Raw genomic sequence first — 19,877 nt, forward strand, 5'->3', positions numbered from 1 at the left:
CGTGTGACGCTTTGCACCGTCGTCATTGCGAGGAGCGATAGCGACGAAGCAATCCACTTCTCCGCTTGCGGAGCGATGGATTGCTTCGCTTCGCTCGCAATGACGTGGACAGAGCCGTGATTGCGGGAACTAACCCCCACCCACGATCGCGTTGAAAACGCGGCGGACCTCGCTCTGCGTCTCGCGGAGGCGCGCCTCCAGCGCGGAGAAATCCGGCGTGTCGCCGGCCCGCGCCATCACGCGCAGCAGGTCTTCGCCGGCGGTCTCCGGATTGAACTTGCCGGTGACGCAGAGCCGCAGGATCTGCGTCAGGTCATGATAGAGCCGCGCCGCCGAGCGCAGAATCTCGGCTTCTGACTGGCCGAGCAGGCCGAGCTTGGCCGCATTGTCGAGCACTTGAAGCGTCGAGACGCTGAGGATCTCCGGCTTCGCCGAAGCATGTGCAAGCTGGAGATATTGCGCGATGAAATCGATGTCGACGAGCCCGCCGGCGGCGAGCTTGAGGTCCCAGACATCATCCTCGCCCTTCTCCAGCGCGATCGCTCGCCGCATGTCGGCAACGTCAGCCGCGGTCGACGCCGCATCGCGCGGCCTCGTCAGCACGCTGCGGATGATCGCCTCGATCCTCTCGCGGAATTCCGCTGACGACGAGATCACGCGGGCGCGGGTCAGCGCCATGTGCTCCCAGGTCCAGGCCTCGCGCTCCTGATAGTCGGCGAAGGAATCGATCCGCGAGGCGACCGGGCCGGCGCGGCCGGACGGGCGCAGCCGCATGTCGACCTCGTACAGCACGCCGTAATTGGTCCGGGTGGTGAAGGCGCTGATCAGGCGCTGGGTGAAGCGGGCAAAGTACTGCGCGCCGTGCAGCGAGCGTTCGCCGTCGGAATCCGGCGCCTCGCTGTCGAAATCGTAGAGCGTGATCAGATCGAGGTCGGAGGACGCCGTCATCTCGCGGCTGCCGAGCCGGCCCATCGCGATGATCGCGGTCTCCTGCCCCTTGATCCGGCCGTATTGCGCGGCGAACTGGCCGGTGACGAGGCCGTGCACGGTGTGCACGATCCCCTCCGCGACATCGGCAAAGGCCGTGCTGGCGTGCTGCGCCGACACCGTGCCGGACAGGATTCGCGTGCCGATCAGGAACAGGCTCTCCTGGCCGAACAATCTCAGACGATCGAGGAAGTCCTCGTAGGACGAGGCATCCTGCAGCGTGGCCGCGAGCCGCTCCGACAGCTCCTTCTTGTCCGGCATCGCACCGAAGAAGCGCGGATCGACCAGGCCGTCCATGATCTGCGGCTGCCGCGCCAGCATGTCGCCGAGCCGCGGCGCAGCGCCAAGGATCAGCGCCACCAGCGCTACGAAATCGCGGTTCTGGCTGAGCAGCGAGATCAGCCGCCCGCCCCGCTGCAGCGCGCCGAGGAAACGGTCGAATGCCGCCACCGCGTCGTCCGGCTCTTCGGCATCCGCGAGGCCGTCGATCAGGCCGGGAATGAATTCGAGGAACGCCGCCCGCGTCGCCTCGACACGCAGCGCGCGATAATCGCCCTCGATCCACTGCTGCACGGTGCCGGCCACCGCAACGGGCTTCTTGAAGCCGAGTTGAGCGAGATGCTCGATCAGGCGGCCGTCTTCAGGCCCGGCGCCATAGTCGACATCCGGCAGCTTCGCAGTGCCGGTCGGGTCGTCACCCTCGAACAGCTTGCCGTAGTGGTTCTGCACGATCTTGAGCTGACCGAGCAGATCCCTGGCGAAAGCCTCGCGATTCTCGTAGCCGAAGAAATGCGCGAAGCGCTCGACGTCCTCGGGCGCTTCGGGCAGCGAATGGGTCTGCTCGTCGGCGATCATCTGCAGCCGGTGCTCGACCCGGCGCAGGAATTCGTAGGCCGTCGTCAGTTCGTCGCGCGCCTCGTAAGTGATCCAGTTGCTGTTGGCGAGCACGTTGAGCGCTTCCAGCGTCGGCCGCACCCGCAGCTCGGGATGGCGGCCGCCGGCGATCAGCTGCTGGGTCTGGGCGAAGAACTCGATCTCGCGGATGCCGCCGCGGCCGACCTTGACGTTGTGGCCCTCGACCGAGATCTCGCTTTGGCCGCGATAGGTCTGCATCTGCCGCTTCATGTCGTGGACGTCGGCAAGCGCGGCAAAATCCAGGTGCTTGCGCCAGACGAACGGCGCGAGCTCAGCGATCAGCGCCTCGCCCGCCCTGGGATCGCCTGCGCAGGGCCGCGCCTTGATCATCGCGGCGCGCTCCCAGGTGCGCCCCTCGCGCTCGTAGTAGTGCAAAGCCGCGTCGGTCGAGATCGCGACCTGGGTCGAGGCCGGGTCCGGGCGCAGCCGGAGATCGACCCGGAACACATAGCCCTCGCCCGAGCGCTGCTGCAGCATCCGCGCCATCGCCTGGGTGACGCGGACGAAGAACGGCTGCGGCTCGATATCCTCGGCGAGCGAAGTGACTGTGCGATCGAAGAACACGATCAGGTCGATGTCGCTGGAATAGTTCAGCTCGCCCGCGCCCATCTTGCCCATGGCAAGCACGATCAGGCCCGAGCCGACTTCCGGATGCTCGGCATCGACGGCGGTCATGCGGCCGCGGGCGACTTCCTGCCGGAACAAATATCGCAGCGCCGACTGCACCGAATTCACCGCGATGTCGGTCAGCGCCGCCGTCACCCGCATCACCGGCCAGACGCCGCCGATGTCGCACAGTGCGATCATCAGCGCGGCCTCCGCCTTCATGCGGCGAAGCAGCACCATCACGTCGGCCTCGCTGCCGGCGACGAGCACGTCGCGCGAGGTGGTCTCGATCAGCCCCGCCAGATGCTGTTCCGGGTCGCATGACAGGATCCGGATCAACCGCGCGGCATCGGCGCGCGCGAGCTCGAACAGATAGGGCGAGAACTCCGCGATGCCGCGCAGGATGTCCCGCGCGAACGGATGCTCCAGCAAGGCTGCGAGCGCGGCCGATTGCGCCGGCTCGAGCTCGGCGAACCAGTCAGTCAGGCGCTGATCGGCGGATTCGGGCGCGGCGACACGCGGTCCATCCGCGAACCGCGCGGCCAGACAGTGTCGATCCGCGTTTCCCGGCGCGGCGGCATTCATGCCGCCTTCTGTGGCACATCCTGCGTTTGAGCCGCAAGCCTGTCACTGCCGCCCGCCCGTGCGGGCAGCACCAGGGTGGCCACCAGCCCGGGATGGGCATCGCCGAGCCGCAGCTCGCCGCCATGGAGCGTGGCGACCGCCGAGGCCAGGCTGAGGCCGAGACCGGAACCGGGTAAGGTGCGGCTCGCCTCGAGCCGGACGAAGCGCTCCACCGCATGCTTGCGATCGCCCTCGGGGATACCAGGACCGTGGTCGGTGACGCTGAGCAGGACCTGATCGCCCTCGCGCCGCGCCTCGATCAGGATCTCCCGCGCATCCGCCTTCATCGGCTCGACGCCCGCGTCGGGCTTGCCATATTTGATGGCGTTCTCGACCAGGTTGGCGACCGCTTGGCTGATCAATTCGCGGTTGCCGTGAATCGGCGCCGGCGCCGTTTTCACCTGCAGCGTCATGCCGTCGTCCTCGGCCAGCGGCTCGTACAATTCGTGGATGCCGTTGGCGACGTCGGCACCGTCGAAATCGTCCATGTTGCCGCGCGCCTGGCCGGACTCGGCGCGCGCGATCATCAACAGCGCGTTGAAGGTGCGGATCAGTCCGTCGGATTCCTCGATCGTCCGCTCCAGCGCGGCGCGATAGTCGGCCTCGCTGCCCGACCGCGCCAGCGCCTCCTCGGCGCGGTTGCGCAGCCGCGTCAGCGGCGTCTTGAGGTCGTGGGCGATGTTGTCGGAGACCTCCTTCAGCCCCGTCATCAGCGCCTCGATGCGCTCCAGCATGACGTTGAGATTTTCCGCGAGGCGGTCGAGCTCGTCGCCGCTGCGGCCGACCGGCAGCCGGCCGGACAAATCGCCCGCCATGATGCGCCTGGTGGTGCCGGTCATGGCGTCGATCCGGTGCAGCACGCGGCGGGCGACGAAGATGCCGCCGCCGATGCCGAGCACGACCACGACGAGGATCGACCATTGCGCGGCCTTGGCGACGATGCCGAACAGCCGCCGCCGCTCCTCGAGGTCGCGCCCGACCAGGAGGCGGAAGCCGTTGTCCATCTCGGCGACCCGCACCAGCGCGCGATGATCGGTCTTGTCCTGGTCGTCGATCCGGCGATAGGCGGTCTCGCTCCAGCCCTGGACGCTCATCACGCCCGGCGCCAGCGAGCCGACATTGCCGGCCAGCGCCTGCCCGTTCGGCGCGGTCAGGAGATAGAGGTTGGCGCCCGGCCGCAGCGCCCGATTGCCCATGGTGGTCAGCAGCCCGTGCAGGCCACGGCGGTTATAGATGGAAGTGATCTCGCCGATCTCGACGTTGACGGTGGTCGTGATCTGCTCGGTGATCAGCCGCCGCGTGTTCCAGGCGAAGTAAGCCAGCAACGAGGCGGCAAACAGCGCGAACAGGAACAGATAGACCAGCGTCAGCCGAAACGCCGTGGTCCGGATCAGTTTACCGAATGCCGTCACGGATCATATACCCCGCGCCGCGGATGGTATGCAGCAGCGGCCGCTCAAAACCCTTGTCGATCTTGGAGCGCAGCCGCGAGATGTGCACGTCGATGACGTTGGTCTGCGGATCGAAATGATAGTCCCAAACATTCTCGAGCAGCATCGTGCGCGTCACCACCTGCCCTGCATGCTTCATCAGATATTCGAGCAGGCGGAACTCGCGCGGCTGCAAGGTCAGCTCGTCCTTGCCGCGGGCGACGCGATGCGACAGCCGATCGAGCTCGAGGTCGCCGACCTTGTAGGTGGTCTCCTCGGCCGGCCCGACATTGCGCCGCGACAGCACCTCGACGCGCGCGAGCAGCTCGGCGAAGGAATAGGGTTTCGGCAGATAGTCGTCGCCGCCGGCGCGCAGGCCCTTGATGCGGTCATCGACCTGGCCGAGCGCCGAGAGGATCAAGACCGGCGTCCGGTTGCCTTTGTCGCGCAGGCTGCCGATCAGCGACAGGCCGTCCCGCTTCGGCAGCATGCGATCCACCACCAGCACGTCGTAATCGCCGGTTTCGGCCATCGACAGGCCTTCCTCGCCGTCCGAGGCGAGATCGGCGATGTAGCCGACTTCACGGAATGCCTTGACCAGATAGTCGGCTGACTCGCGGTCGTCTTCGATGATCAGGATGCGCATTTGCGGAGCGGTGGCGGTCACGGGAATGGGCCCTCTGTCAGCATGGCGCGGCCGGCCTGCACATGCAAGACGACCGCGCATATTCTGTAATTTGAGCTGCCGCATGATCTGACCGGAAAACCGGTTTCCACTTTTCCGGATCATGCGGGTTGGGAAAAAGTGGGCGGTGAAGCTGGGGGACTCCACCGCCCTGAGACCTTCCGACGGAGGGGGGCATATTCCATCGAAAGGCAACATAGGGAGCGAGCAAGGGGCCCACCCCCCGGAAAGCGCCGTCGGCGGGGGCGACTAATGCCGGCGACGCTTTCCAACTCATAGATAGTTATCCCTTGGCCAGCGGCACTGCCACAAAGCGCGACGAACCGCCGCTCTTCACGCGCATGAGAACGCTGTTCTTGTTGTCATTGCGCGCCGCGGTGATCGCATCACGCACCTCACCGGCGGTGCCGACGGACTTGCCGGCGACCTCGAGGATCACGTCGCCTTCCTTGAAGCCCCGCTCAGCGGCAGCACTCTTGGGATCGACTTCGGTCACGACCACGCCTTCCTTGCCGGCGCCGGCCACGCTGTTGGCGGGCGCCACGGTGAGGCCGAGCTTCGGCACGTCGGTGCCGCGGGACGAGTTGCCCTTGTCGCTGTTGTTGTCGGTGTCAGCCTTGGCTTCCAGGCTGTTCGGCAACTGGCCGAGCGTCAGGTTGACGGTCTTGTCCTGACCCTTGTGCAGCACGTTCAGCTTCACCGCATTGCCGGGCGCGAGGCCGCCGATGGTGCGGGCGAGTTCGCGCGCATCCTTCACCGGCTCGCCATTGACGGCGGTGATGACGTCACCGGACTCGATGCCGGCCTTGGCCGCGGGGCCGTTGGCCTGCGGTTCGGCAACCAGCGCGCCTTCGGCCTTCTTCATGCCGAGGCTGTCGGCGATGTCGGAAGTCACCGGCTGGATCTGGACGCCGATCCAGCCGCGGCTGACCGAGCCCTTGTCCTTCAGCTGGGCAACGACGCTCTTGACGGTCTGGGCCGGGATCGAGAACGCGATGCCGACGCTGCCGCCGGACGGCGAGTAGATCGCGGTGTTGACGCCCATCACCTCGCCGGACACGTCGAACGCCGGGCCACCCGAATTGCCCTTGTTCACGGGCGCATCGATCTGGATGAAGTCGTCATACGGACCGTTGCCGATGTCGCGGCCGGAGGCGGAGACGATGCCCGCGGTCACGGTGCCGCCGAGACCGAAGGGATTGCCGACCGCCAGCACCCAGTCGCCGATGCGCGGCTTGGTGTCGGACAGCTTGGCGAACTGGAAGTTGGAGCCGCCCTCGACCTTGATCAGCGCGAGGTCGGTGCGCGGATCGGTGCCGATCACCTTGGCGGAATAGGTCTTGCCGTCATCGGTCGTGACTTCGACCTTGTCGGCGCCGTCGACGACGTGATTGTTGGTCACGGCATAGCCGTCAGCCGAGATGAAGAAGCCGGAGCCCTGGCCCGTCACCACGCCACCGCCACGCGGTCCACCGCGCAGGCCCGGGGGCAAGCCATCCGGACCGCCGAAGCGGCGGAAGAAGCGCTCCATCGGCGAACCCGGCTGGAACGGCGAATCGTCATTGTTGTTGCCGTCATCCTTCGCGACCTTCTCGCGAATGTTGACCTTGACCGAGATCACCGACGGCTTCACGCGCTCGACGATGTCGGCAAAACCGACCGGCTGCTGGACCTTCTTGACCTCGTTATTGACCTGCGCATGCGCAGGCGTGGTGAACAGGTCGGCCGGGTTGTGGGTGGGGCTGAAGCCATAGGTGGCGGCACCGAGGCCGGCCACGACCGAGGCCATCAGCGCAAGTTTGCGGGCAGAGAACAGCGAGCGCTTCGGCGCCTTGTAGGACGGAAGGGACGAGAGGTCGGGACGATCGGTCATGTGTTGAAATCTCCAAGGCCAGAATCACCGGTGCGGGGGCGGGCACCTGATGCGTCTGAACATGGGGTCATCAGCCTTACGGCGCGCTGGCTGCGGAATTAAACTTTTGTAATCGAGCAGATCAGCGCTGCGGCAGAATAGCGCAGCCGAATTAAGGGCTTAGAAAGGAACTAAAGCGGCTTGTCCGGCGCGGATTCGGCCGCCAGCAGCCGTTCGAGGCGGGCCCGCTCGTCGGACGTCAGTCCGGGGCCGGAATCGACCCCGGCGGCAGTCGAATTGCCCTTGCGCCGGCCGAGGCGCCAGAGCGCAAAACCGCCCAGCAGAAGCGGCGGCGTCAGCCACAGCACCAGCGTATGCTCGTTGAGACGCGGCTTCAGCAGGACGAATTCGCCGTAGCGGGCCACCAGGAAATCGATCACCTGGCGATCGCTGTCGCCGGCCGAGATGCGTTCGCGCACCAGGAGGCGGAGGTCGCGGGCCAGCGGCGCCTCCGAATCGTCGATCGACTGGTTCTGGCACACCATGCAGCGCAGCTCTTTGGAGAGCTCGCGCGCCCTCGCCTCCTTGGCCGGGTCTGCCATGATCTCGTCGGGCAGCACCGCCCGCGCAGGCATCGCACCGAGCATCAGGATCGCCGTAAGAAGAGCGGCTGCGAGCGCGCGCGACCGCATCACTCGGCCGCCTGCAATGCGCGCGCGGCTGCTTTGGCCGGCTTCGGCGCGCCGACCCGCAAACGGCGGTCGGATAGCGACAGCAGGCCGCCGAACGCCATCAGCACCGGTCCCCACCAGATCATCAGCACCAGCGGCTTGTGATAAATGCGCACCGCGATCGATCCGTCGGCGGAGGTGTCGCCGAGCGATATGTAGAGCTGGCTTGCGCCGCGCGTCAGCAGCGCGGCCTCGGTCGTCGAGGCGCCGCGGGTGGTGAAGTTGCGCTTCGACGGCGTCATCACGCTGACTGTCTGCCCGTCACGCGTCACGGTGAATTGCGCGACCATCTCGCGGAAGTTCGGCCCCTGCCGCGGATTCAGTCCGTCGAGCCGCAACTGGTAGCCGGCGACCCGGGCGACATCGTCCGGCTTCATGGAGCCGATATATTCCGTGTTCCAGGTGGTCTCGCAGACGATCCCGATCAGGGCTATGCCGAGGCCGGCATGCGCAAACGCAGTCCCCCAGGTCGCGCGCGGCAGACCGCGTGCGCGGCGCAGCGAGAGCGACAGCGGAATCCGGAACAGCGCGATCCGTTCGGCGAGGTCGCACAGCGCGCCCATGATGACGAAGGCCGCTAGCCCGATCGCGAGCGGCGCCAAGGTCGCGCCGCCATAGGTCCATGCCAACACCAGGGCCATTGCCACCAGCGCAACGATACCGGCGACCATCAGCCGTTGCGCCGCGCCGAGCATGTCGCCGCGCTTCCAGGCCAGCAGCGGCCCGAACGGCACCGCGAGCAGCAGCGGCACGAACAGCGGCGCGAAGGTGAAATTGAAGAATGGTGCGCCGACCGAGATCTTTTCGCCGGTCAGAACCTCGAGCGCCAGCGGATACAGCGTGCCGATGAACACCGTCGCGCAGGCGGTGGTGAGCAGCAGATTGTTGAGCACCAGCGCGCCTTCGCGCGAGATCGGCGCGAACAGCCCGCCCTGCTTCAGCGCCGGCGCGCGCCAGGCATAGAGCGACAGGCTGCCGCCGATGAACACGAACAGGATCAGCAGGATGAACACACCGCGGGTCGGATCGGTCGCGAAGGCGTGAACCGAGGTCAGCACGCCGGAGCGCACCAGGAAGGTGCCGAGCAGCGACAGCGAGAAGGTCAGGATCGAGAGCAGCACGGTCCAGACCTTCAGCGCGTTGCGCTTCTCCATCACCAGCGCCGAATGCAGCAGCGCGGTGCCGGCAAGCCAGGGCATCAGCGAGGCGTTCTCGACCGGGTCCCAGAACCACCAGCCGCCCCAGCCGAGCTCGTAATAAGCCCAGTAGGAGCCCATCGCGATGCCGAGCGTCAGGAATATCCACGCCATCAGGGTCCACGGCCGCACCCAGCGCGCCCAGGCGGCGTCGATCCGCCCCTCCAGCAGCGCCGCCACCGCGAACGAGAACGAGATCGAGAACCCGACATAGCCGAGATAAAGCATCGGCGGATGCACCGCGAGGCCAATGTCCTGCAGCACCGGATTGAGGTCGCGTCCCTCGAGCGGCGGATTGGCGATGCGCAGGAACGGATTCGAGGTAATCAAGATGAACAGGTAGAACGCGCTGGCGACCCAGGCCTGCACCGCCAGCACATGCGCGCGCAGCGACAGCGGCAGATTGTTGCCGAACGCCGCGACGAGGCCGCCGAACAGCGCCAGGATCGACACCCACAGCAGCATCGATCCTTCATGGTTTCCCCACACGCCGGTGATCTTGTAGAGCAGCGGCTTCAGCGAATGCGAATTCTCATAGACATTGGCGACCGAGAAATCCGAGGTGACGTGCAGCGTCACCAGCGCCGCGAACGACGCCGCCACGAACAGCAACTGGGCGAGCGCGGTCGAGCGCGCGACGTTCATCAGCGCCGCATCGCGCCAGCGCGCGCCGACGATCGGCACGATGGACTGGATCAGCGCGAGCCCAAGCGCGAGCACCAGGGCATAATGTCCGCTTTCGGCGATCACCGCATCGCTCCCTGGGTCGGCGCCGCGGAGGCGCTCGGCATGTTGCCTGGTTTGGCGTAATCGTCCTTCCAGTGGCCCTGCTTCTTCAGGGCATCGGCGACATCCTTCGGCATGTAGGTCTCGTCATGCTTAGCGAGCACGGTGTCGGCGCGGAACACACCTGACGCATCGAGCGCACCTTCGGCAACCACGCCCTGCCCCTCGCGGAACAGATCCGGCAGGATGCCCTTGTAAGCGACCGGCAGCGTGGCGCCGCCGTCGCCGACGGTGAAGGTCACGGCGAGGTTGTCGCCGCGCTTCAGCGAGCCCTGCTCCACGAGGCCGCCGAGGCGAAAGCGCTTGCCGGGGCCGAGATGCTTTTCGGCGACCATCGACGGCGTCGAGAAGAACACGATGGAATCGCGCAGCGCATTCAGCACCAGGCCCGCGGCGATCGCCAGCACGACGAGCGCGCAGCCGATCAGTGTCAAACGCCGTTGCTTCCTGGTCATGTTCCATCCTTGCGCATGACGTCAGCCGACAACCGCTGTTCACTTTTCGGCGTCATGCTTTATCCATCAAGCCCGAGATTCTTCAGCCCTTCATTGAGCTGACGCAACCGGTCCGCATCGTTGGCGACAGCCTGCCGGGCATCCGCGCGCGCGCTCATCGCCTTGTCGCGCTCGCCCATCACGAGGTAGGCGCGGACCAGCCGCAGCCAGCCCTCGACATCGTCGCCGTTGGTCTTCAGCCGCGTCGCCAGCCGATCGACCATGCCTTTGATCATGGTACCGCGATCGGCCTCGCTCATGTCCTGGGCCGCAGCCACCGCGCCATCCGGCAGCGCCGGCGCGCTCACGCCGCCGGGTACGGTGCCGCCGACCCGCACCAGCGCGGCCTGCACCAGCGGCCGCCACGGCGCATCGGATGGCCCCTTCGCCAGCATCTTCTGCCAGAGCGCCGCGGCGTCGGACTTGCGGCCGTCCTGCTCGGCGGCAAGACCGAGGAAATAATTGGCCTTGGCGTCGTCGCCATTCAGCGCGACGGAGCGCTCGAACTCAGCCTTGGCGTCCGCGGTGACGACGCCGCCGGCGCTCCCCATCAACGCTTCGCCGAGATCGGCGCGGCGATCGGCACTGTCGCCGGCATAGGTGATGGCATTGCGATAGGCGCGGACGGCGTCATCATAGCGGCCGAGGCGCGACAGCACCGGCGCCAGCACCGTCCAGCCGCGGCCGTCGGTCGGGTTCTTCTCCAGATGGGCCTCGACCTGCGCGACCAGATTAGCGAGCGGCTGGTTGGCATCGGCCACCCGGCTGCGCTCGGCGAGCGGAAAGTCGCCAAGCCGCGGCGAGCCGAGCGCGAAATAGAAGCTTGAGGCAATCACCGGCAACCCGACCAGGGCCACGATCGCGGCAGTGCGCCGCAGACTGAGACTGCCCGTCACCGGGGCGTCATGTCTGCTCTGGTCGGCAGCGGCCAATAGCCGGCGGCTGATCTCGATCCGCGCCGCATCGGCCTCGGCGGCGCCGATGATGCCAGCGGCCATGTCGCGGTCGATTTCCGCCAGCTGGTCGCGGTAGACCACGACCTCACTGCCACCGGTGTCCACCCGTCCGCGGCGGCTGAGCGGCCACAGCACGGCAAAGATCGCCGCGACCGTCATCAGCGCGAACACAAACCACAGCGTCATCAAGCGGTTCCCGGATGGAACGGCGGCTTCCGGCAAGCCGCCTTAGAATCGCTTTACACTACCGGCGGCGAGCCCGGCAATTGACAATTGCTGGATCGGCGGAAGGCGGGAACAGGCGGCTCCCGGTGGCCGTTCCGGCGGTATTGCAACAGCGTTTTCGGGGCGGAGGCGCGCTACCAAAATATCGAAAAACAACCCCATGCAAAGGTGCCGGCGGCCGGCAGCACCGAATGGCGACTTGACACGTCGGGCAAATCAGCGCCACACTTCCATTATTCCGAAATCGCGAAAGTGCTTATCGTCCCCGCCTTCTCTTGTCGGCTCGGCCGGGCGCCATGCGGAGATGGCAGCTATTTCGGGAGCAAGCCAGCTGGGTCTTACGCCCACAGTTGGAGTTAGCACAAACATAGTCTGTCCGCAGTGTGCCGTCGCACCTTACAATCTCGGCGCTAGCCTCGCTGGAGCACGTACATTTACTTTCGGACCCTGAGTCACAACATGACTGAAGAACAACTGATTTCGGCCGTTTCCAAGCGAGCTCGCAATCCGGAGACGCGGACTGATTACTCAAAAATAAGAGCCAGAGAAGTCGGTCCTCCAGCGACATCTCAGTCGACGAAGCTACTGAAAGAAGGCTCGGCTTTTCTCTTTATCCCTTCCACTGCCGCTTGTTGAAGACTGTAGGAAATGGCGGCTTTGGGCCCGGAGATGGTTTGATTGGGACTGCCGATGGATCGCTGGACGTAGACGGACGTTCGCTGTGCGAGCTGAGGGAGGCATTTTGGCCAGATACCAACGTGACGCTCGTACCGCTTTGTGATTGGGGAGATGGAGTCTGGTCTTGCGTTGACGCTGCGACGGGCAGTGTTGTCAGTTTCAGCGAGTTTGGACTCTTCAATACGGGGCAGAGCCTTCATTCCTGGCTCGAAAAGTGGGTAGCAGGCGATAATCTGTGGCTGGAGATGGTCGTGCCCGGAACTACGATCGTCCAAAATCCACGCACAAAGGAATACACGACGGTCCCGACAGTGCAGGGCATGAAAGGCGATCCATATGTCGCCAGCGCGCGATGACAACGACGGCTCGCACCACACGCAGTGAACTGGACCAAGCGTGAAAATGCGAAGACGAGCGTTCGAATTGCGGGATTCCGGTGGCCACTGTCACCGAAATTATCGCGTCTCACTCAGGGGGCGCAGTGAATGTAGGATGGGTGGAGCGACGCGATACCCATCGTGTCTCCGCGGGCATTGATGGGTATCGCTGCGCTCCACCCATCCTACGGGCTGCGCATCGATTTTGAGCCGCTTACATCGGTTGCCGAACAAATATCAGTGCCTGCGACTCCTCAACGCTGCATCCGCGGCTCGCACTGCTTCCGCTTGATCGTCCGACGCAACGATCGCCTCGTATATTGCTTCGTGAAGCTGTCCTGGATCAGGAGATAGAGCGAACGCCAATGCTGCCGCAGCTCTCGCCTTCCGGAACACGAGTAAAGCCCTTGATGTTGTCCGGTCAGCATCTTTGCTGAGTTCAAAGTATTGCGCATCGAGCTGCTCGATCAGAAGATCGAGGGTGCGCCGCACAGCGAGTTGATCGCCGCCGCCGTGCCGAAGTAGGTAAACGGCCGCGTCTATTTCATTACCCTGCAAGCCCGATCGCGCAACAGCAAAGAGGCATGATGCCAAGACCGCATGTCGCCGTTGCTCATCGTCAGCCTTTCGGAAGGAATCCGCTAAACCTGCAGATATCGAATCAAGACGCAAACGAACTTCCATCAAGGCACCTTTGATGGTGTCACAGCGGTTGCTCCAGCTCCCGTGAATAGCGATGCGCAAGAGGCGCAGATCGGACGTGTCGCGCCAACTTCAAGCAAATTGAGACATTCTTCTGAGCAAAGTTCACGATATCTTCCTCGGCATCTACCCGACGACCAACTCAGCAAAACCTGTTAGTCAGCTCGCGCACAATATTTCGCTTTATCAGAAGTAGTGTTCAGCCCGACGTCCTAGTTGTTCGTTCTTGCCCGCTAATGTGCGCGGCTTCCCTACCCCGCGCGGGACGACTTGCGCTCGCCGGTCACGGCGTTCTCCGCGGCCCGGTTCATCAGCGAGGCGTAGTCGTGGCCGAACAGCACTTCGCAGAAGCGGATCGCGGCCTTGACCTGCTGCTGGCGGAAGGCGCGGACCCGGGCGTCGCCGCCGCGCAGCGACTGCACCAGCCCCTCGGTCGACTGCTCGACATAATGTTGCAGGTCGGAGAAGGTCCGCAGCGTCACCTCGTTGATGGCGAGCTCGCTGGCATAGGTGCGGCACACCGCGACGAAATCGATCAGGGCGGCGGCGTCCTCGACCTCGGACTGATCGATCTTGGCGCCTGCGGTAATGTCCTTGTCGGCGCGCTGGCGCAGGATGCGGCGGACCCGGCCCGGCACGCTGTCGATCTCCGATTGCAGCGCGTTGGAGGTATCGGCACGAACCGACGTCAGCTGGCGGCCCCAGGTGGAATCGTTGCGCAGGTCGAGCTCGGTGCGCAGGCCGCGGACGCCGTCATGCAGGGTCTTGAGCTGCTCGCCGACATAATCGAAATGCCCGCGCTTGATGTCGGTGCGCAGACAGGCCGCGACGAACGACAAATCATGCAGCGCAATGGTGACGGCGATGCCGTAGGGCGTCGCCGCAACCCGCAGTTCGTCGTCGGAGGCCGCCATCTTGATGGCGAGCCGGACGATCTGCCACGGCGCGGCGAGCCGCTGCGCGATCAATGACAGCGCGAACGGCAGCAGCTGCGGCGTCTGCAGCGACGGCAGCTTCAGCGCGTCGGTTGCAGAGGCGATCTGGGAATCGGCAAACACCCGGATCTGGCTCGGCAGCCGGCTGCCCAGGGTTTCCAGCGCTTCGCGGGCCTGCAGCACCAGGCCGATCGGCAGCAGGTCCTCGACCACGCTCGGCGGACCGACACGCGACAGCGCGCGCTGGCGGTCGTCCTGCGTGGGTGCCGCAATTTTGAGGATGGCATCCGCCGCCGCCAGCTGGAACTTGCGCGCGGCGATCTCCATCGGACCGTTCTCGGTGGCCGCCGCCAGCGCCGCCTCGAATTCGCGGGCCGCCTCGGGCGCGCCCTCGCGAGCCAGCCACTGCCAGATCGGCAGCAGCGAGGCGCGCCTGAGCTGGCCGGGTCGGGTCGGGAAATTGGTCTCGGCGAGGAACGGCTCGAGCGGCCGGAACAGCAGCCGCGCCGGATCGTCGCTGCGCGGCTCGATCCGCTCGTCCTCCTCGGCGCCGCGCACGATCTTGCGCAGCTGCTCCAGCACCAGATTGGCGACGGCCACATCATCGCCACGTTCGACGGCGCGCTCCAGCTCCCGCATCAGCAGCGCCTGCGATTGCGGCGGAAGCTGCGCGAGATAATCCCTCAGCCGCTCGGTCGATTTCTGGCTCATGCGCCCGGTCGTGAAAGCTTGGTGCCCGGCAAACGCCGCAGCCCGTCCGCCCGCAATGATAGAGGTGGCCGCGTTAAGAAGCCGTTTAGGAATAATGACGGCAATTGGTCTGCCAAGGGCAGACTAAGCGGGATGAGTTTTTTAAATCGGCTTGGCGGTCTCGGTTCACCTCTCCCCGCCGGGGAGAGGTCGGATTGCGCCTGGCGATGCGAAGCATCGTCCAGTGCAATCCGGGTGAGGGCTCTTGCTCCCTCGATAGACCGTACCCCCCTCACCCGATTTGCTGCGCAAATCGACCTCTCCCAAGGGAGAGGTGAGCTTTCGACGCCGTTGCAACTCAACCTGATCTCATGCCCTTTCTACACCGCCGGCAGCACGAGCTCGGCCCGCAGGCCGCCGATCGGCGCGTCGCTCAGCACGAGCTTGCCGCCATAGAGGCCGGCGAGGTCGGTCACGATCGACAGGCCGAGCCCCGAGCCGGGCTTTGATTCATCGAGCCGCTGGCCGCGCCGCGCCACCTGGGCGCGCTCGTCCTCGGACAGGCCGCGTCCGTCGTCGTCGACCACGATACGCAGCTTCGGCCCGGCGCCCGGCGCCTCCGGCCGAACCACGGCGACCTCGATGAGCACCTGCGAAGCGGCCCATTTGCAGGCATTGTCGACAAGATTGCCGACCATCTCCTCCAGGTCCTGCCGCTCACCGCGGAACCGCGCCGCCGGATCGGCCTTCGCCTCGATCGAGAGGTCGCGGTCGCGATGGATTTTCTCCATGGTCCGCCGCAGCGCCTCGATGGCAGGCGCGACGTCGGTGATGGTAGAGACGATGGTGGCGCGGGCGGCGATCCGCGCGCGCTCGAGATGGTGCGCGACCTGATCCCGCATCACATCGGCCTGCTCCAACACCTTGCTGGCAAAGAGATCTGCGCCATGCGCAGCGGCCTCGTTCACGATCACCGACAGCGGCGTCTTGATCGCGTGGGCAAGATTGCCGACATGGGTGCGCGAGCGCTCGACAATCTCCCGGTTGGCGTCGATCAGCGCGTTGGTCTCGCGCGCCAGCGGCGCGATCTCGACCGGGAACCGGCCCTCCAGCCGCTCGGCGCGGCCGGAACGGATATCGGCAATCGCGTCCGAAATGCGCTTGAGCGGCGCCAGGCCGTAGCGCACCTGGAAGATCGTGGTCAGCAGCAGCACGATGCCGAGGGCGGCGAAGGTGCCGCCGAGGTAATAGTCGAAGCTGCGCGTCTCATCGAAGATCTCGGTGGCGTCGCCGGCGACGCTGACCAGGAACTTGCCGTCGACGCCGAGATCGACCGGCCGCTCCACCACGCGCAGGCTCTGGCCTTCGGGCCCGTCGACATAGCCGAGCCGGACGCCGGCGGCGGTCAGCTCGGCACCGTGCTCCTCGAGCTTCGGCAGCTTCTTGTCCCACAGCGAGCGCGAGGCGCGGGTCTCGCCCTTTTCGGTATCGGTGCGGGTGATCTGCCAGTACCAGCCCGACAGCGGCAGGTCGAACAGCGGCTCGCCGAGCGACTGGAACTGGCGGTCGGCCGGCTCGTCCGGCGTCGCCACCTCGGCGATCAGGGTGCGCAAATAGAGATTGAGCCTGCGGTCGAAGGCGCGCTCGGTCGCGTCGCGATAGACCGACGACAGGATGACGCCGGTGATCGCCAGGATCACCACCACCCAGGCGGTCGCCGAGACGAACAGGCGGGTCGCAAGTGAGCTGCCGCCCATCAGGGGACTAGCTCGAACGTCGTGTCAGCGGGCCGCGACCTGACGAGTTCAGACATGGCGAATCCAGTCCTCCTGGCGCGATCATGCCGATGCCCGCATGGCGATCAAGCGCCTTAAGAGCATGATCCGATTGAATAGGAGATGCTCATATCCTTTTGTTTGGTCGCGCCTTCTTGTTCACGCGAACCAAAACATCCACTGTGCTCGAAATCGCTTTAGGTCGGCGGCGACAGCATGTAGCCCAAGCCGCGAACGGTCTGGATGATATCGACTTCCAGCTTCTTGCGGATGCGGCCGACGAATACCTCGATCGTGTTGGAGTCGCGGTCGAAGTCCTGGTCGTAGAGATGCTCGACCAGCTCGGTGCGCGAGACCACACGCCCGGTATGGTGCATCAGATAATCGAGCAGATTGTACTCGTGCGAGGTCAGCTTGATCGGGTTGCCGTTGACGGTGACCCGCTTGGTACGGGTATTGAGCGCCACCGGCCCGCAGTTCAGCTCGACCTGGGCATGCCCGGTCGCGCGGCGCAGCAGCGCGCGGATCCGTGCCAGCACCTCCTCCAGATGGAACGGCTTGGCGACATAATCGTCGGCGCCGGCATCGAAGCCCTGAACCTTGTCGCTCCAGCGGTCGCGCGCGGTGAGAATCAGCACCGGCATCACCCGCTTGTTGCGCCGCCAGGCCTCGAGCACCGAGATACCGTCCATCTTCGGCAGGCCGATATCGAGCACGACGGCGTCATAGGGCTCGCTGTCGCCAAGGAAATGCCCCTCCTCGCCGTCGAACGCGCGATCGACCACATAGCCGGCGTCCGTCAGCGCGGTGGTGAGCTGGCGGTTCAGATCCGGGTCATCCTCAACGACGAGCAGACGCACTTTGGCCTCCGAGAGTAAGCATTGCGATAGTCCGGCATCAAATGAGGCTTCACGCCGTGAACGGCTTATGAATGGATCCGCGACGCAAAGCTTATTTTTTCGTCAGGTGCACCATCCCGGGAACCCGCGCAAGCGGCGCAGGTTCCATCGATCCAATACGGATGGAATGAGCCCGGCCTTGAGATCATGGTATTTAAATACCTAAATTGGATGTACGTCTGCCCACCCCTCATCGCGGTCGCAACGCGCCGGCACCGTGAGCAATGTCACAGACGGCGGCAAGATTAACCTTCGGCGGGCATTTAATTATCGCGGGCACAAGCGATGCGCTAATTCCAGCGTGGGCGCGGCGTGGCGCCGGGATCGGGAATACTGTTTTGCTTGTTTCGAAGATCAAGACGTTTGCCGTGGTTGCCGGCTGGCTTGCGCTGGTCTTCATCGCGTTCGTCACCTTGTCCCCAATCCAGGACCGTCCGTCGTTCTTGCATCCGCAGGCCGAGCGCTTCGCCGCCTATGCCGTGATGGGACTGGCCTTTGTGCTGGGTTACCCGCGGCGCACCGCGCTGATCGTGCTCTTTGTCGTGTTCAGCGCGTTCACGCTCGAGGCGATGCAATTGCTGACACCGGACCGTCACGGCCGGCTGCTCGACGCGATCGTCAAGGTCGCGGGAGGTTTTGCCGGCATCGGCGCGGGTCACTTCATCCTGCTGGTGCTGCGCAGCCAGTTCGGCCGCTTGAGGTCGCGCGCGGAGCATTCGCCGAGTTAATCGCGCTTCGGCGCTTCCGCCGACTTGTTGCCCTCCTGCGCCATGCATTGCTGAAAGAAGTGCAGGCGGTCGCCGTTCATCGGCCCGGCACCCGGTCGCTTGTACGGGTAGACCAGATAGGCCGCGCGCAGGCACCGCTTCGCCGTCCCGGCATCGGGTGCGGCAATGGCGGCATTCGACGACAGCAACAGCGCCAGCACGGCGCTGAACCGAATCGGCGCGCCGCTCACGGCCTCTCGCATTCCGAGTAGAACACGCCATTCGCGGCCGCCAGCCGCTGCAGGCAATGCCGCTTGTCGGTCACCGCGCCCTCGACCGTGAAATCATAGGCCTGCGCCTTCAGGATCAGCGCGTAGCGTCCCGGCGACAACGGCGCGTCGTCGCGCGGCTGGACCTCGAACATCTGCGGATCCTCGCTGAGCGGCGCCGCGCGGAACGGGATCGAGATGTTGCGGATCACCCAGGTGTCGTCGCCCGGCGAGACCACCGGCTTGCCGGTCGCATCGAAGGTCGTCTGCTGCGTCACGCGCGCGATCAGGCGCACGTCGATCGGGTCGGAGGCGCCGCCAGCGCCTTCGCGCCGGAACACGATGAAGCGCAGATGCCCGTCCGGCAGCGAGGTCTCGCTTGGCTTGGTGATCGCGGCTGAAATCGCAATGCGTGGATCCGGCGCACGGCCCTGGATCAATTGCAGCTCGTAGAGCTTGCCGCCGCTCTCGGCATAGACGCCATAGGCGGTCGGCAACGGCCGTTTCGGCGCAGGCGGCTCGGCGGGCACGGACGGCACAGGCACGGCAGCGACGACCGCCGGCCTCTGCGTTTGAGGCGGGGCCGGCGCGAGCGTGCCCGCGATCATCGCGCGCGCCGCCGCCAGCGACACACCGCGCTGCTGCAGCAGGACGACGGCCGCGATCAGTCCAAAGAAACCCAGCATCGCAATATAACGCAGCGGTGCCGACGACGACCATCGCGGATGGCGCGGCACCCCGGCCGGCGCAACAGGTTCAAGCGTGGTGACAAATGCCTCCTCGGCATCAATCCGCCGTGGCGCCTCGATCCGCCGCGCGGCGCCTGCCGCCGCCAGGAATTCCGGCAGCGCCCGCGCCGGCGGCACCGAAAACCTCTCGACCGGATCATCCCTGGTGTGCGCCTCGACGCCCTCGATCGCCACTTCCAGCGCCCGCATCAGACGCGCTCTTTCGCTGGGATCCTCATGCGCGAGCTGCTGCAGCTTCTGCCGCGCCAGCTCGTAGACCGCGCTGCGCAGCTGCTGCGGGTCGGAACGCACGGACTCGATGGTCCGCGCCAGCACCAGCGCGAACTCCACCTCGGGGTGCGCAGGGCTCACGTCCCTGACCGTCCTCTGGGCCGGCGTCGACGTCATAAATGTTAGTCTGGTTTGCCCATAATGTTACAACATTGTAGGTGGCTTCTCCTGTTAACACAAATGACAAAGCCCGCGGATGACGCCGCGGTCTGACGTTACCAATCCGAGCAGCAGCAGGGTTCATTGAGCCGTTCTTTGCAGATCCTGGACGACTGGTTGTTCGCGCCGAAGCGGGATCGCCGATCCTGGCCGGACCTCCTGCTGCTTGCGGGGTGGATC

15 protein-coding genes are annotated in these 19,877 nt (G+C 65.5%); 1 reads left to right on the forward strand and 14 read right to left on the reverse strand.

The window, feature by feature from the left end:
- Nucleotides 1-129: 129 nt before the first annotated feature.
- The 12 genes from QMZ05_RS27320 to QMZ05_RS27375 form a co-directional block, all read right to left on the reverse strand.
- Nucleotides 130-3,093, reverse strand: a complete 2,964-nt coding sequence (locus tag QMZ05_RS27320; protein WP_353703575.1) for a bifunctional [glutamine synthetase] adenylyltransferase/[glutamine synthetase]-adenylyl-L-tyrosine phosphorylase — start codon at nucleotides 3,091-3,093, stop codon at nucleotides 130-132.
- The gene (locus tag QMZ05_RS27325; protein WP_353703576.1) at nucleotides 3,090-4,544 is read right to left on the reverse strand and encodes a HAMP domain-containing sensor histidine kinase; all 1,455 of its coding nucleotides are present in this window, start codon (nucleotides 4,542-4,544) and stop codon (nucleotides 3,090-3,092) included. The genes QMZ05_RS27320 and QMZ05_RS27325 overlap by 4 nt, the downstream gene beginning before the upstream one ends.
- Nucleotides 4,528-5,208: a response regulator transcription factor gene (locus QMZ05_RS27330; protein ID WP_029878846.1), complete on the reverse strand. Its 681-nt coding sequence runs from the start codon at nucleotides 5,206-5,208 to the stop codon at nucleotides 4,528-4,530. Before QMZ05_RS27330 ends, QMZ05_RS27325 begins: the two co-directional genes overlap by 17 nt.
- A 322-nt stretch (nucleotides 5,209-5,530) precedes the next feature.
- Entirely contained in the window at nucleotides 5,531-7,120 is a 1,590-nt protein-coding gene (locus QMZ05_RS27335; RefSeq protein WP_353703577.1) for a Do family serine endopeptidase, read from the reverse strand.
- A gap of 170 nt (nucleotides 7,121-7,290) precedes the next feature.
- Nucleotides 7,291-7,791, reverse strand: coding sequence for a cytochrome c-type biogenesis protein (locus QMZ05_RS27340; protein WP_353703578.1), 501 nt, complete (start codon nucleotides 7,789-7,791; stop codon nucleotides 7,291-7,293).
- Complete coding sequence (locus tag QMZ05_RS27345; RefSeq protein ID WP_353703579.1) at nucleotides 7,791-9,776, reverse strand: heme lyase CcmF/NrfE family subunit; 1,986 nt, start codon at nucleotides 9,774-9,776, stop codon at nucleotides 7,791-7,793. The genes QMZ05_RS27340 and QMZ05_RS27345 overlap by 1 nt, the downstream gene beginning before the upstream one ends.
- Complete coding sequence (ccmE, locus tag QMZ05_RS27350; protein ID WP_353703580.1) at nucleotides 9,773-10,267, reverse strand: cytochrome c maturation protein CcmE; 495 nt, start codon at nucleotides 10,265-10,267, stop codon at nucleotides 9,773-9,775. The genes QMZ05_RS27345 and ccmE overlap by 4 nt, the downstream gene beginning before the upstream one ends.
- 59 nt (nucleotides 10,268-10,326) lie before the next feature.
- The gene (gene ccmI / locus QMZ05_RS27355; RefSeq protein ID WP_353703581.1) at nucleotides 10,327-11,448 is read right to left on the reverse strand and encodes a c-type cytochrome biogenesis protein CcmI; all 1,122 of its coding nucleotides are present in this window, start codon (nucleotides 11,446-11,448) and stop codon (nucleotides 10,327-10,329) included.
- Between the two features lie 1,331 nt (nucleotides 11,449-12,779).
- Complete coding sequence (locus QMZ05_RS27360; RefSeq protein WP_353703582.1) at nucleotides 12,780-13,226, reverse strand: hypothetical protein; 447 nt, start codon at nucleotides 13,224-13,226, stop codon at nucleotides 12,780-12,782.
- Nucleotides 13,227-13,495: 269 nt separating this feature from the next.
- The gene (locus QMZ05_RS27365; RefSeq protein ID WP_353703583.1) at nucleotides 13,496-14,890 is read right to left on the reverse strand and encodes a hypothetical protein; all 1,395 of its coding nucleotides are present in this window, start codon (nucleotides 14,888-14,890) and stop codon (nucleotides 13,496-13,498) included.
- A 359-nt stretch (nucleotides 14,891-15,249) separates the two neighbouring features.
- Complete coding sequence (locus QMZ05_RS27370) at nucleotides 15,250-16,626, reverse strand: sensor histidine kinase (protein WP_353703584.1); 1,377 nt, start codon at nucleotides 16,624-16,626, stop codon at nucleotides 15,250-15,252.
- Nucleotides 16,627-16,841: 215 nt separating this feature from the next.
- Nucleotides 16,842-17,504, reverse strand: coding sequence for a response regulator transcription factor (locus QMZ05_RS27375; RefSeq protein ID WP_016841655.1), 663 nt, complete (start codon nucleotides 17,502-17,504; stop codon nucleotides 16,842-16,844).
- Between the two features lie 263 nt (nucleotides 17,505-17,767).
- On the opposite strand from QMZ05_RS27375, the gene QMZ05_RS27380 reads away from it, so the two are divergent.
- A complete protein-coding gene (locus QMZ05_RS27380) occupies nucleotides 17,768-18,271 on the forward strand; it encodes a VanZ family protein (protein ID WP_353703585.1) in 504 nt (167 codons plus the stop codon).
- Here QMZ05_RS27380 and QMZ05_RS27385 read toward each other — a convergent pair.
- Both QMZ05_RS27385 and QMZ05_RS27390 read right to left on the reverse strand, forming a co-directional pair.
- The gene (locus QMZ05_RS27385; RefSeq protein WP_353703586.1) at nucleotides 18,268-18,501 is read right to left on the reverse strand and encodes a hypothetical protein; all 234 of its coding nucleotides are present in this window, start codon (nucleotides 18,499-18,501) and stop codon (nucleotides 18,268-18,270) included. The two genes, QMZ05_RS27380 and QMZ05_RS27385, sit on opposite strands and share 4 nt — an antisense overlap.
- Nucleotides 18,498-19,619: a hypothetical protein gene (locus QMZ05_RS27390; RefSeq protein WP_353703587.1), complete on the reverse strand. Its 1,122-nt coding sequence runs from the start codon at nucleotides 19,617-19,619 to the stop codon at nucleotides 18,498-18,500. The genes QMZ05_RS27385 and QMZ05_RS27390 overlap by 4 nt, the downstream gene beginning before the upstream one ends.
- Nucleotides 19,620-19,877 lie beyond the last annotated feature (258 nt).

It is taken from the genome of Bradyrhizobium sp. INPA03-11B (assembly GCF_040446015.1).
GTDB classification, from domain to species: domain Bacteria; phylum Pseudomonadota; class Alphaproteobacteria; order Rhizobiales; family Xanthobacteraceae; genus Bradyrhizobium; species Bradyrhizobium macuxiense_A.